At 42.9% G+C, this 13,948-nt stretch carries 13 protein-coding genes and 2 pseudogenes; 11 read left to right on the forward strand and 4 right to left on the reverse strand.

The features are described from left to right. Nucleotides 1-16: 16 nt before the first annotated feature. Both NQ488_04220 and NQ488_04225 read right to left on the reverse strand, forming a co-directional pair. On the reverse strand, nt 17-724 hold the full coding sequence (locus tag NQ488_04220; GenBank protein ID UWN96522.1) for a hypothetical protein: 708 nt from the start codon (nt 722-724) through the stop codon (nt 17-19). Nucleotides 725-734: 10 nt separating this feature from the next. Then, on the reverse strand, nt 735-1,841 hold the full coding sequence (locus NQ488_04225; protein ID UWN96523.1) for a DUF6076 domain-containing protein: 1,107 nt from the start codon (nt 1,839-1,841) through the stop codon (nt 735-737). 221 nt (nt 1,842-2,062) lie between these two features. Here NQ488_04225 and NQ488_04230 point away from each other — a divergent pair, with 221 nt between their 5' ends. The 10 genes and pseudogenes from NQ488_04230 to NQ488_04275 all read left to right on the forward strand — a co-directional run bounded on the left by NQ488_04230 (nt 2,063) and on the right by NQ488_04275 (nt 11,200). Next, nucleotides 2,063-2,683, forward strand: coding sequence for a CHC2 zinc finger domain-containing protein (locus NQ488_04230; GenBank protein UWN96524.1), 621 nt, complete (start codon nt 2,063-2,065; stop codon nt 2,681-2,683). After that, nucleotides 2,658-4,048 (forward strand): annotated as a pseudogene (locus NQ488_04235) (phage/plasmid primase, P4 family). The gene NQ488_04230 and the pseudogene NQ488_04235 overlap by 26 nt, the downstream one beginning before the upstream one ends. A 378-nt stretch (nt 4,049-4,426) precedes the next feature. After that, the gene (locus tag NQ488_04240; protein UWN96525.1) at nt 4,427-5,716 is read left to right on the forward strand and encodes a plasmid recombination protein; all 1,290 of its coding nucleotides are present in this window, start codon (nt 4,427-4,429) and stop codon (nt 5,714-5,716) included. Between the two features lie 15 nt (nt 5,717-5,731). Continuing rightward, entirely contained in the window at nt 5,732-5,917 is a 186-nt protein-coding gene (locus NQ488_04245) for a hypothetical protein (protein ID UWN96526.1), read from the forward strand. A gap of 90 nt (nt 5,918-6,007) precedes the next feature. Continuing rightward, nucleotides 6,008-6,238 (forward strand): helix-turn-helix domain-containing protein, encoded by a 231-nt coding sequence (locus tag NQ488_04250; GenBank protein UWN96527.1) that lies wholly within the window; start codon nt 6,008-6,010, stop codon nt 6,236-6,238. Between the two features lie 31 nt (nt 6,239-6,269). After that, a complete protein-coding gene (locus NQ488_04255; GenBank protein UWN96528.1) occupies nt 6,270-7,895 on the forward strand; it encodes a recombinase family protein in 1,626 nt (541 codons plus the stop codon). Nucleotides 7,896-8,163: 268 nt separating this feature from the next. Continuing rightward, nucleotides 8,164-9,210 carry a YaaC family protein gene (locus NQ488_04260; GenBank protein ID UWN96529.1) on the forward strand — a complete coding sequence of 349 codons (1,047 nt, stop codon included), beginning with the start codon at nt 8,164-8,166 and terminating at the stop codon, nt 9,208-9,210. 56 nt (nt 9,211-9,266) lie between these two features. After that, nucleotides 9,267-9,896, forward strand: a complete 630-nt coding sequence (locus NQ488_04265) for a hypothetical protein (protein ID UWN96530.1) — start codon at nt 9,267-9,269, stop codon at nt 9,894-9,896. A gap of 532 nt (nt 9,897-10,428) precedes the next feature. Beyond that, nucleotides 10,429-10,707 (forward strand): helix-turn-helix domain-containing protein, encoded by a 279-nt coding sequence (locus NQ488_04270; protein ID UWN96531.1) that lies wholly within the window; start codon nt 10,429-10,431, stop codon nt 10,705-10,707. Between the two features lie 82 nt (nt 10,708-10,789). Then, nucleotides 10,790-11,200: pseudogene (locus NQ488_04275) on the forward strand (ORF6N domain-containing protein). Between the two features lie 127 nt (nt 11,201-11,327). On the opposite strand, the gene NQ488_04280 reads toward NQ488_04275, so the two are convergent. Beyond that, a complete protein-coding gene (locus tag NQ488_04280) occupies nt 11,328-12,623 on the reverse strand; it encodes a site-specific integrase (protein UWN96532.1) in 1,296 nt (431 codons plus the stop codon). 160 nt (nt 12,624-12,783) lie between these two features. Further along, nucleotides 12,784-13,401, reverse strand: coding sequence for a helix-turn-helix domain-containing protein (locus NQ488_04285; GenBank protein ID UWN96533.1), 618 nt, complete (start codon nt 13,399-13,401; stop codon nt 12,784-12,786). Nucleotides 13,402-13,586: 185 nt separating this feature from the next. On the opposite strand from NQ488_04285, the gene NQ488_04290 reads away from it, so the two are divergent. After that, the gene (locus NQ488_04290) at nt 13,587-13,817 is read left to right on the forward strand and encodes a helix-turn-helix domain-containing protein (GenBank protein ID UWN96534.1); all 231 of its coding nucleotides are present in this window, start codon (nt 13,587-13,589) and stop codon (nt 13,815-13,817) included. The last annotated feature ends 131 nt before the right edge of the window (nt 13,818-13,948 follow it).

The raw sequence follows: 13,948 nt of genomic DNA on the forward strand, positions 1-13,948 counted from the left end.
TAATCAGCGGGAATAATTAACCATAATTCCAAGTTTGTCTTGCAGCATTTATATTATCCAGAAGAACAGATGCAGGATTTGCCTCGTAATAGTACGTGCTCATATCCAAAACGCCTTCTTCCATTTCACCCCACTCTGCCGTGCGGGAAACAAAGATTCTATTATATACACACCAATCGCATGTGGCGGTGAAAGCAGCAATATCTGCAAAGTCTTTTGGAAATACAATTCTTCTTCCATTTGATGTTGGCTTAAGATAGTTCTCCATTATTTCTTTGAAATTCTTCAGATCATAATCCGTAGCGTTTTCCAAAGCTTTACAGACAATCAATTCTTCGTGCGTGAATTCTGTAAGTGTTTCTAAATGGTTTGCAAGAATTAGACCATAAATAACGCAAACCTTTGGGCATTCTGCATTTACGGTTTGTTTGAACAGATTGGCTACGATAATAGCCTTTTCCGGGCTGGAGTTTACATAGTTGTAAAGCTCGTTCAATCTTCTTTCGAGATTAAAGCCAGATGCAAGACCGTTCAGTAGATGGCCAAGTTTGAAGGTATTGTATTCAGATAGAAGATCATTTCCTATTCCGCCTACAATTCCCGCAACTGGGTTTACTACGCCCAACACACCAATAGAGCCAGAACGGATTATTTTGGTCATAGGATTGTCCATAACCCGGCTAAGCGCATTCCCAATATCAGTTAAATCATATTTCTGTGCCATTACATATTCCTCATTTCGTCCGTAATTTTGCTTCTTTCTTCAAAGCAGCCTGTCCCATCTCTTTTTCGTAATCACCTTTGGCATAGGCGACATTGCTCAGCGCTCGAAGCATTTTATCCTTTGCCAGCTTTTTCATAACCTCTGCAAGATCAGCGTCCAGAGTACCACGCTTCACATAGCGGTTTATGGTGTTCAGCCGTTTCTCATAAATCTGTTTCACCGGATGATCGTCCGCAAGCTCCCGTTGTTCTCTGCCTTTCAGGTTGCCGATCTGCCGACAGGTGCGGTGCAGCTTGTCCCCCGGTGCATAGCCGCCACAGTATTTGGTGTGCCGTGCGTTGGTGGTCAGAAACCACTTGCCGCAGATTTTGCATTTCTTCGGTGCATGACCAACACACAGGCCCTCAAAGAGATCAGACCGGAACATCCCCACAAAGGATACATAGTGCATCCGCTTGACCAGCTTCGTAACTTTTTCGCCGGGACGGATGACGGATACATACTGAACGGAATTGTTCAGGGTAGACATCCAGGCATTGCCCTCTGTGATAGAAAACTCCGGTGGGAAATAGGTGCCGAACATTTTCGCAAAGCCCTCTGCGGTGCGGTCTGCTTCGTTTCCGTCCGATTGTTCTGCAAAATCAAGCATCGCCTTTTGGTATTCCTCAAGGGAGTAAGCCAGATGCCCGCATACAGCGGTATAGCGCTGGAGCATCACCGCATCAGCATATTTCGGAACTTCTTCGAACGGTAAAGAATTGGTTACGGCTTTTATGGCGAACTCCACATATTTCAGAGCATTGTCCGCAGTAAAGACCCTTTCTATTCGTTCCCGGTGCTTTGGTATATCCATATAGGAGAACGGCGGCGTTTTGCTGAGAATCTCTAACATTGTCAATGCAGCTTCCTTTGCCATAGGAAAGAGTGCAGAAGTATCCTGTCCGGCATTCAGCATCCCGAGCAGCAGATTGATTTTCTCGCATTGCTCGTTCATTTTTGTAATAGTATCCGCAGGAACATTCAGCGCATCACAGGCAAGCGTGCCGACAGGAAATGTTTTGCCCTCATATATGACCGTATCCTGCCAGAAGTCCAATGTCATCAATTCTTGGTTCATGCTTACCTCCTGTCCTGTTTTTTCACTTTCTTAATTGTATCATGCTAATGTAAAGAAATCTACATCTATCAATAAGTTGTCCTGTTTTTTGAAACGGAGTTGTCCTCCGATTAGCCTGTTTTTTGAGAAATCCGTCATAACCATAATAGAAGGAGCAAAGCACCTGCCAATCACTGCGGGTGCTTCGTGCTTTCCAGAATATTATGAACGGAGGGTTTTTTATGACAATCTATGGAACCATCAAAGCGGCAATCAGTGTCAAGCAAGCCGCCGAACACTACGGGCTGAAAGTCAACCGAAACGGTATGGCTTGCTGCCCGTTCCACAATGACAGGCATCCGAGCTTGAAGCTGAATGAGGACTATTTCTTCTGCTTCGGCTGTGGAGCAAAGGGAGATGTGATCGACCTTGTGGCAAGGCTGTTCAATATGAGCAGCTATGAAGCAGCGCAAAAGCTGGCTTCGGACTTCGGACTTGACCCGAAACCGCCCACTGCCGCAGCTATGGCCAAGCCAAAGCGTCCTTATATCCGTCAGTTCCGGGAGGATGAAATGCTGTGTTTCCGGGTGCTGACGGATTATCTGCATCTGCTGGAAGATTGGAAAGTGCGGTATGCACCCAAAACACCGGAGGAGGCTCTGGATGATCGTTTTGTGGAAGCCTGCCAGATGCACTGCTATATCGAATATATGGCAGATGTGCTGACGGTGGGTGATCTGGAAGAACGGGTGGCATTGGTGGACAAGCTGATGCAGGACGGCAAAATTGCTTTTCTGCAAGAGTACATCACACGAAAGAAAAAGGAGGTGGCGCACCATGGCGAAGAACCGGAAAACGCCTGATATGAATTTGCCTGTCTGGTTTGATGGGCAGAACATCAACGAAGCTCTGTTTTGTGAAGAATTTCTGCATGAGCGCAGAATCATCTTCGCAAACGGAGCTTTTTTACGCCCGATGGTCGAGTGACGGACGATCTCCCACTGCGTGGGGAGATTTACGACAAGCTGAAATTCTGTGCCGTGAACAACATCCCCCGGAAGATCACCAACATTCTGGAAGTGCTGAAACTGGAAGCGCAAGTGCCTGACTTCCCACCGGAGCAGGATCGCATCCATGTGTTCAACGGTACGCTGCTATTGAACGGCACATTTACCGAGGGCAGACCGGCTATCGTGCGAAGCCGTCTGCCTGTTGTCTACAATCCCGATGCTCCTGCGCCCGTGATCTGGCTGAACTTTTTGAATGGACTGCTCCATGCGGAAGACATTCCCACCTTGCAGGAGTTTATCGGTTATTGCCTGATCCCCTCCAACAAAGGACAGCGCATGATGGTGATTAAGGGCAACGGTGGCGAGGGTAAATCCCAAATCGGTGCGGTGCTTTCGGCTATCTTTGGCACAAACATGAAGGACGGCAACATCGGCAAGATTTCTGAAAACCGCTTTGCCCGTGCCGATCTGGAGCACATCCTGCTGTGCGTAGATGATGATATGCGGATGGAAGCTCTGCGCCAGACCAACTATGTAAAATCCATCGTGACAGCACAGGGCAAGATGGATTTGGAACGTAAAGGCAAGCAGAGTTATCAGGGCTGGATGTTCGCCCGGCTGCTTGCGTTCAGCAACGGCGATTTGCAAGCTCTTTATGATCGCAGTGACGGATTTTATCGCAGACAGCTTGTGCTGACCACCAAGGAAAAGCCAGTGGACAGAGCTGACGATCCTGACCTTGCAGAGAAGATGAAAGCCGAAGCCGAGGGCATTTTCCTGTGGGCATTTGAAGGATTGCAGCGGCTTGTTGCCAACAACTTCAAATTGACAGAGAGTGATCGTATCCGGGAAAACCGAGAAGCGGTCAAGCGTGACAATAATAATATCTTTGATTTCATGGAATCGGAGGGATATATCCGGCGCAAAGCGGATGCGTCCATCAGCTCTAAGGAGTTCTATGAAATCTACCGGATGTGGTGTGAGGAAAATTCCCTTGCTCCGCTGAAAGCCCGCAGCTTCAGCGACGCCATGATTGCCAATGCCAAGAAATTCAATCTGGAGCATTGCAACAACATTACCAACTCTGCCGGACGGCGGGTTTGGGGATTCATGGGAGTGGAAGCCATTGCACGACCTCATATAAATGGGTTTTACGGAGATTCGCCGTGTACGTACGTACCGGAGGACATTCCGGAGGAATGGCGGCAGGTCGAGTAAATCCCATTGCTGGTACGTATGTACGCAGCAAAAGAGCGTGAAACGCTCGTTATAGAAACAGCACACATCCTCTCGTTCGGGCTGTTTCTATGTCCACAGGCTTTTGAAAAAGTGTCTGTGGACATCGGCTGCAAGAGGAAGTTGACACAGAACAGCTTCATGCAGACGGGGCTGACCATGGGAAAAGGCGCAGACATTTTCGCCTTGGTCAGCAGAGGTCACCGCAGTGACCGCATTCCCCCTCGGGAGAGCCCTCGGAGAGCCCACGGCACTTTGCAGCCAGTATGGATGAAAGTGTCATAGTGGGTTATTACACTTTGAAAAAGTGCCTCTCCGTAGTTCTCCGCTGTCTGCAAATCTCAAAGAAAGGAAACGCCAATGGCAAGAAACGATGGAATAGACCGTACCGTAGCCAGAAATCAGGACTTGGGAAACCCGGCAGATGTGGCAAAGGTACAGGAACACAATGAGCGTGAAAAGGACAGCTACAGCAATCAGGACATCGTGCCGGAACGCACTTCTCTGAACGTCCATTTCAAAGCACCCACGGACGATTATGTAAAAATGTTTGAGCAGATGGAACAAGACGGCGTGATCTCCACCAGAGGTCTGAAGCCGGATGCCGTCAAATACGGTGAGTTGGTATTTGATGTGAATTCCGCTTATTTCTACAATCATGGCGGCTATGAATTTGCGAAACAGTTTTATGCCGATGCCTACAAAGCTGCTGCGGAGATCGTAGGTGGTGAGCAGTATATTCTCTCCGCTGTGATGCACGCCGATGAGCGCAACCGAGCAATGTCCGAAGCTTTGGGCGAAGATGTGTACCACTACCACCTTCATGTGGTTTATATCCCGGTGGTGGAAAAGCAGATACTTTGGTCGAAGCGATGCAAGGATGAAGCCCTCCGGGGAACCATCAAGGAGGTCATCACACAGGTCAGCCGCAGCAAGAAATGGGAGTCCAAGCCGGTGCTTGGCGAGGACGGAAATCCCATGCTCAACGCAAAAGGGAAAAAGATTTTGAAGTCATCCTACAGTGTGTTGCAGGATGACTTTTTCAATTTCATGCGAAACGCCGGTTATACCGATGTGGAGCGTGGAGAGCGTGGCAGTACAGAGGAACATCTGACTGTGACCCAGTTCAAGGTGCAGGCAGAACAGCAGCGCTTGGAAGCTGTGACCGGGCAGGTGGCACAGGCGAAGCGGAGTTTGGAGAATGCCAAAGCTGCCACGGAGAAACAGAAAAAGAAACTGGAAGCTCTGCAAAAGGAAACCAAAACAGCAAAGACCGTTGCTCTGACGGTGCAGGATATTGAAGCGATGGGCAAGAAGGCCACATTCGGAAACAATATCACACTGACACCGGATGAATGCCGCACACTCAAAGATTATGCTGTCAGTAGCTTTGCGGAAAAGGCAGAGAAGATCAAGTACAAGCAGAAATTCGAGCAAGCGGAGAAAAGTGCAAAAACATGGAAGCAGCGGTACGATGCGCTGCATGAACAATATCAAGAGCTGAAAAAGAAAGCCCAGCCCTTCTTGGATGCACTGGAAATCGCATCCGAAAAGGTTCGGGCTTTTATCAATTCTATCCTCATCAGAGGAAAGGAAACACAGGAACACGAACACCCTGCCCGGAAGCGTGGACGGGATATGGAACTTTGATGGAGGAATCGCCTATTGAAGAAATATTATGAGGAAGCGAAATATAATGCGGCATTTGACCGCTGTGTGGATGTTATGAGCCAGATGCTCCAGAAATATGGACATCAGGTTTTGGATAAATTGGAACAGGACACTCCGCAGGAAGTGGAGCATTCCGAGGAAAGTAATCAAGCACAGCCTTTGGCGGATAAGGCTGCGTAAAATCTCACAATTTACACGTTGCGTATTCGTTGCGGCTATGCTATAATGATTACACAACGTGTACTTTTTGCTTTTATGGAGAAAAGACGGATGGATTGTAAAAACAGAATTATTAAGTTGCGTGAAAGCACAGGACTGAACCGGAAAGATTTTTGCAAGCTCGTCCATATCCCTTATCGGACTATGACCGAGTGGGAATTGGACAACCGCCATGCACCGGATTATGTGCTGTGGCTTTTGGAGTATTATATCCGCAACGAAGGACTTGTGGTAAAAGAAATGAATGAGGGAGGTGGAGATTCTGAAAAAGAAACAACTTAAATGCTATCTTTATACAAGAGTGTCCACCTCTATGCAGGTTGACGGGTACAGTTTGGATGCCCAGCGTGACAAGCTGCGGAAGTATGCGGCATACGAGGATATGATTATTGCCGGGGAGTATTCTGACGAAGGCTTTTCCGGCAAGAACATCCAAGGGCGGCAGGACTTCCAACGGATGCTGAACGATATCCAGGACGGCAAAGATGATGTTTCTTATGTGCTGGTCTTTAAGCTGTCCCGATTTGGCAGAAATGCGGCGGATGTTCTGAACTCTTTGCAGCTCATGCAGGATTTCGGTGTTAATCTGATCTGCGTGGAGGATGGCATCGACAGCTCCAAGGATGCCGGAAAGCTGATGATCTCTGTGCTGTCTGCGGTGGCAGAGATTGAGCGAGAAAATATCCGCACACAGACAATGGCAGGACGGGAGCAAAAGGCTCGTGAAGGCAAATGGAACGGCGGTTTTGCTCCCTATGGATACAAACTGGAAAACGGAAACCTTGTCATTGCAGAGGATGAAGTGGAAGTTATCCGAGTAATCTATGATCGTTATATTCATACAAACGAGGGTGTTGCAGGAGTTGCAAAATATCTGAACCGCAATGGTTATGTAAAGAAACTAAGACAGAATAATACCATTCCGGGATTTTCAAGAGATTTTGTGAAAAATGTATTGTACAATCCTGTTTATATGGGAAAGATTGCTTACGGCAGACGAAGAACTGAAAAGAAACAGGGTACAAGAAACGAGATGCACGTGGTTGAGCAGTCGGAGTTTCCGGTTTATGAAGGACAGCACGAAGCTATCATTTCTGAAGAGGATTGGTATCTGGCACAGGAAAAGCGCAAGATCAATTCCTTTAAGCGGGAAAAGGTCAACAATCCAGACCACGCACACATCCTGTCCGGTATCTTGAAATGCCCATGCTGCGGCAAGAGTATGTACGGCAATACCGCCAAGGCACACAGCAAGGACAAGAAAACACGGTATTATTACTACTGCAAAAATACGGTTACACCCACAGGGCATGAGTGTAGCTTCCGGCTCAATATCGAGCAGACGGAAATCAATAAATTTGTGGCAAAGATCATTTCCGCTATGGTCAATAATCCCCGATTTGTAGAAGCAATTCAAGCGAAAATCGGAACGGCGGTTGATACAGAGGATATGGAAAAGCAGATCGCCGTTCTGCAAGGACAGCTAAAGCAAGCCTTTGGAACGAAAAGCCGCTTGGAGCGTCAGATGGATACCTTGGACATCAACGATGCCCACTATGACAGAAAAATTTTGGATTTGCAGCGCCGATATGATGAACAGTATGATACGATAGAGGAAATCGAAGTTCAGATTGGCGAATTGCAAAGTCAGATACGCAGCATCCAGCAGGAGAAAATCTCCGGCGATAACATTTATCGGCTCTTACTGGCATTTGATGAAGTCTACCATTCCGCAACGGAAGCAGAACAGAAAGAGTTTATGAAAGCCTTTATCGAGCGAATTGAGATGTTCCCGGAAAAGAGAAAAGACGGAAGCTGGATAAAGAAGATTGTATTCAATTTCCCTGTGCCTATTGATGGCGAGGAAGTGAAAGAACTTCCCTTGGAAACTGAAACAACAGTCGAGACGGTTGTATTGATGTCAAGAAAAGAAAAATAATGGTCAGAAAGTGGCGTATTTCCGGGCTTTTTCGAAAGTTGGGATTAGAAGCCTAACTCCTGAAAAGGCTCGGTTATTTTATATGGAAACATATCTACTGTGAAAATGTGTGTCAGGTTGTGACCTCGGATTAGATAACGCAAATTGAGTGAGTGGATTAGATGTCGGGCATTTTTGAGCAAGAGCTGAAAACTGGTAACAAATCCGGCAACTCGATAGTAAAGGCATTTTCGGGCAGTGGAATAGATGTCGGGAGGAGAAGACAGAAATGTTCAAAGATATATGCATCAATAACAAATCGTGTGAATTGATGAAATCTGTGAATAGACCTAAATATGGCAGTAGAACAATACTAACGGATTCATGTTGGGAATATGTAGCTTTGTTTTTGAAGCGTCAATCAATATCTGGAGCAAGTGATGCCTTATTTTATTGGGAACAGGCGCATAGTTTTTATTTAGCGTCACAGGAACTTCCAGATAACGCACGACCATTAACATCATATTATTGTATTTTAAATGCAGCTAAGGCCTTATTGCGATATAAAGGTGTTGATGATAGTAGATTAAAAAACCATGGAATATCGTCTGTTAGAGACGATACTAATAAGACAAATATAAAAGAGGCTTGTACATCGATAAAAGGCGCTGGAGTTTTACCTGAGCTGTCAAGATATTACGGACATAATATAGTCACAGGCCATTACACAATGGCGGAATTACTTTATAATATTCCATGTGTTCATAGAGCATATTGCATTACTTTTTCCAAACCGGAGATATTCGTTCCTATCAGCAAGCCTGTGTTCGTAAAAAAAGACAACTCTAAGGAAGCATGGATTAAATTCGAAGTTTCTGGAAGGTATGCAAATGCTAAGGCTCTTAAGAACTTGCCATCGAAGTTTGAGAGAGACCTAGGTGTTGATGGTAAATATGTTATAAGAATGAAAAAAAGATTCAATTGGGATATTCACAAGCCAATTGAGGAGCGTAAAAAAGCACTAAACAAATATCACGAAAAGACTAGAGGCTATCTTTTTTACATATTTGGTGAGACAAAATTATGGTACATAAAAAAAGAAGTTTCAGGTAATGACAACTTAGCAAATATGCCATCGACTGTATTGATTTTTGCTGTGTTTCATTGGATAAGTGAATTGGTCAGATATAATCCGAAATTATTTAGCAAATACATGAAGTCAAAACAGAACTGGTTGTTACATGAATTCATTAATAATGCATTAGACCAATTTGTAGATGAGGTAGGATGTGAAATAACTGGTGAAGATATCATGTGTACCGGATACAGAAAATGACATAAATTGATGCTATATATGATGATGACAAGTATGCTGAACGTAAAAGACAGGATATGAATAACCGCCTTAACAAAATTTATGAGGAAATCTATGATATTGAGGATAGGATAACAGATTCTGAAAAAAAGAAGGAAGCTGCACAGCAGGATGTTCTTACAAAGGAAAATGTATTCAAGATGCTATTGGTTTTCGACAAGATTTTTGATAAAATGAATGATGTGGATAAGCGTAAGCTTATTGAGAGCATGATAGCGGAAGTACACCTTCATCCAAAGGAAACATGGGAAGAGGGAAAGAATCCGATAAAAGAAATAAAGTACGCATTTCCAGTAAGTAAAGAGGTTATGGATGCTTTGAGGGAAAATGTTGCATCCGTTGAGACGGTAATTTTGTTGTCCCAAAAGGCTCCAGATGCCGAAATTAAGGTAAGATTGGATATGTCGGAATTAGACATAACAAGTGCAGAAAACAAAGCAACATATAAAGAAATACAGGAATATGTAAAAAATAAATATGACCTGCATGTAACAAATTTATATATAGCGCAAGTAAAACGTGAATTTGGAATTATAGAAAGAGAAAACTATAACACAGGTGAAGGCAAGGCAAAAGTGCCACAAGTAACAGCTGAAAAAAGGGAAGCTATTATAGATGCACTTAAATACTTCCAGATGATTGAATAAAAAGGCTATACAGGAAAGAACTCCTTCGGGGGTTCTTTTTAATTTTTGGAAGAAAGTTGGCTTTTTTGGAAGATGTAAATATGTGTTTTCCAAAAATCAATTTTTGATACAGTTAGGACAACTTCCGCTATTATATGTTAAATGGATAAAATGTTTTATAAATGTAGTTGTTATTAGGCTTTTATATAAATAATCTTACAATTTCGGATTTCGCCTCCTCAGTTTTCTATGCTCCTTTGCAGGTTTAGAACGGGAAAATATTTCTTTTGAGAGATGTGTGGATGTTGTGACAGTGCTGATCTTAAAATATGGACCGGCAATAAAAAGAAAATGGATTTTGCGTGAGTGGATAAAGAATAACAGGCTGACCGCTTTTGGAGAAGTTTAGCCTGTAAACGATACCAGCGGTATTTCGATTGTATGAAAGCTATTGTAAAAAAATGACACAACATGACATAATCGGATTGACTAAAGTAACATAGATATTTATAATATAGACAAAACGAAAATGACATGAACGGAGGACAGAGTAATGGAGAAAACTGTAACACTTGAAGAGGCATTAAGAAGAATTGAGGAGCTGGAAAAAGAGAATGCAGAACTTCGGGAGGAATTGGAGTATTACAGAAATCGTAAGTTAAGCGGTCGTCAGAAACATAACGCCAAGTGGATGGCAATTTATAATGATTTTGTTGTTGGGTATGAGAGCGGCATGACAATGGTAGAAATTGCGAAGCGGAACAATGTCAGTGAGAGGACGATTTATAGGTATAAAGCGTATTATGACAAACTGAGGGAAAAAGAGGAATAGACCATTTTGCTGATGTCAGTAAAATGGTCATATGAGAATTGCGGACGAATTTTTTTGACCGCAAAATGGATGGAGGAGTTCTATGGCAGAAGATAAAAAGAAAGAAGAAATTGCTGTGATTGATATTACAGAAGAATATTTGAAAGAAAGAATTTATGAAATTCGAGGACAAAGAGTAATCTTAGATGCCGATCTTTCTGAAATATATGGTTATACTACAAAAGTATTTAATCAACAAGTAAAAAATAATATTGAGAAATTTGATGAAGATTTTATGTTTGAACTTACGGATGACGAGGTAGAAAATTTGCGGTCAAATTTTTTGACCGCAAATCTTAACAGTAAGAGCAGATATAATCCTCATGTATTTACAGAGCAAGGATTATATATGCTGATGACTGTCTTGAAAGGACCGTTGGCTGTTAAGCAGAGCAAGGCATTAATAAGAACCTTTAAGAAAATGAAAGATTACATATTAGAAAATCGGGATTTGTGGAGAGATTTCCTGAACTTTCCGTGTTTTTCAAGGCATGCAGAGCCTTGTATGATGAAATGATATGTATTTTCCCTTATTTTTGCCCTTGTGAGATAATCGTGAGGGAAATAAGGGAAATTTCTTTTTAGTCATTGCCTGCCACTTTGTCGAGAAGCCTTGCCGAATCTCGCTTAGCTTTTCTGGTGGAGTGAGCATAGACATTCATAGTGGTACTGACATCTGAGTGTCCTAACAGTTCCTGCACATCCTTTGGAGCAGCTCCGTTTGAAAGCAAGTTGCTTGTATAGGTGTGTCTTAACTGGTGAAAATGAAATCCTTCAAATCCCTCCAGCCTATTGGAAACTGACCGGCACACAAGACCAAGTGTGCTTGGTAATTCAAGGCAACCATCCGGTCTTAAGCAGACAAATGATATTTCCTTATATTCTTCAGGAACAGCCTGTGTTCCATCCAGATGATAATATTCATAATACACTCTGTTTTTGTCCTGTACTTCTTTGTAGTAATTGCGGTGATAGAGTTCACCATACTGCATCCGGTTTTTAAGCTGTTCTTTTCTTGCTTCTTTCAGTATGCCTGCTAGCGTATCTCCGAAATCAACAATTCTTACTTTTTTTCGTTTGGTAGGTCCAATGATGTTCTTGTGTCTAGCTCCATCATAACGGATACTTCTCTTGATAGTCAGGTATTGTTCCTCAAGATTAATATCCTGCCATGTAAGACCACAAACCTCACCGATGCGAAGCCCTGCGTAATATGCTATCTGAATTGGCAGTATTGCTGGGGGATTCTTTTCTTCAAGGTATTTTATTAACCTCTGGTAATCTTCGTGTGAAATTGGCTGAACACCTTCTTCAATGTCATCATCCGAAAATAAATCCACATCCTCCGCCTGTTTTTTCAGCTTGATATACTGCATTGGATTGAAAGTAATAAACTGCTTTGGAAATACTGCAAATCGGAAAGCCTGCTGTAATACAGCAGAAAATGAATGGATATAATCCTTGCTGTATCCCTTTTTGACAGTTCCATCCGGATATTCGCCACCAAATGTCAGTAAATCAAAGAATGACTGTAAATGTTCCGCAGTAACATTTTTTAACTTTCTGTCAGCAATAGGATGTTTCTTGATAACCCTTATTGCACCGAGATAGTTTTCAACAGTTCCATTGCTTAATGTCCCTGTCTTTAGTTCTTCCTCAGACCATAAATTAAGTAAATCACCTACAGTGAGATTATCTGTCTTAGCAACAAACTTTTTATTATCATAATCATCCATTGCCTGACGGAGCAGTTTTTCCGTTTCACTCTTGCTTTCTGTTCCAGCGTATTCTTTCTGAACCAGATTGCCGCTTTGATCTTCTACATAGAAGCGGTAGTACCATTTTTTTCCTTTTTTTCTTACAGATCCTTTTGCCATAATCGTGTTTCTCCTTTCGATATTCGACAATCGGAACTGATGAAATGCTTCTTGCGTGTAGGCATCTTATGGACAAGTCCATAAGCCAATTCGCCGCTCGTCAAATCTGTAAACAGCTTGACTCGCTTGTGCTCATTGTATCATAACTCCGGTTGTCGTTCTATACCGAATCGGAATTATCTTCTAAGAGATTGGATAGTCTCTGTGCCGCCACATCCGGATTCTTGGAATATGTTCTTATGATGTCAGCTATATCATTGAATGCGTTTACTGAGTGAGTAATCTCTCTCAGAAACATTATTTCGTTATATTCCTGATTGGATTCAAACCCCATCTTTGCTGCTACATCTGCATATTCTGTATTTCCCTTGAAATTATTGCAGGCATTGGTAAATGAATCAGCAAAGAGCTTGTATTCGTTTAATACTGCCAGCAACAGGTTCTTGGCAAAATCTCCTTCTGCGTTATCAAGGTTTGTTGGAAGGTTTTCGATAATACCTGTCATTGCGTCTTTTATAAGAAGTTCTTTCTTATCTGTTATATCTGTTTCGTAGCTGTCAGTTTCACCTTTGAGCCATTCCACAGATACATGAAGTGCTTCGGAAAGTCCTTCCAGTACCATCTTCTTGGTATTGTCGATTGTTCCGGCTTCATAACGCTGTATGGTGGAAGCGGTGACTCCCATCTTGTCTGCAACATAAGGTTGTGTAAGGTTTAATTCTGTTCTTCGGCTTTTAGCCCTCTCACCGATAATCCGGCGAAGTTCCTTATCCTTCATGTTGTCTGCCTCCTTTTTGATTATTCCTTTCGGTATGTTCATACTATATCATATAAAAATTAAAATTGCAATATGCAATACTATAATCATCTTTACAATTTCGTAACGCTTGACAATAAAATATAAATGCGATATACTGACAGAAAAAATAAATTGCATAATGCAATTTTAAAGGAGGCGGTTAAATGACGGAAAGAAAGATAGCTCTATCTATAGAAGATGCTGCCGACTATACAGGAATTGGAAGAAACACTCTGAGAAAACTTGTTGAGTGGGAAAAGCTTCCTGTTCTAAATGTCGGAAGAAAAGTTCTTATAAAAACGGATATGCTTGAAAAGTTCATGGAAGTAAACGAAGGTAGAGACTTGAGAGATAAGAGCAGCGTAAAACCGGTCACAAGAAAAGTGACAACTTAAGAGAGGCGGCTTCTAATGAAACCGCCTCTGATATATCAGACCGAAGCCATGATATACCTACACGCAAGAGGATTATAACATGTGCTTCTTCTGATATGCAACAACCAATTATTGGAATGGAAGGACAGGAA

Origin of the sequence: [Bacteroides] pectinophilus, assembly GCA_025146925.1 — a bacterium.
GTDB lineage: Bacteria > Bacillota > Clostridia > Lachnospirales > Lachnospiraceae > Bacteroides_F > Bacteroides_F pectinophilus.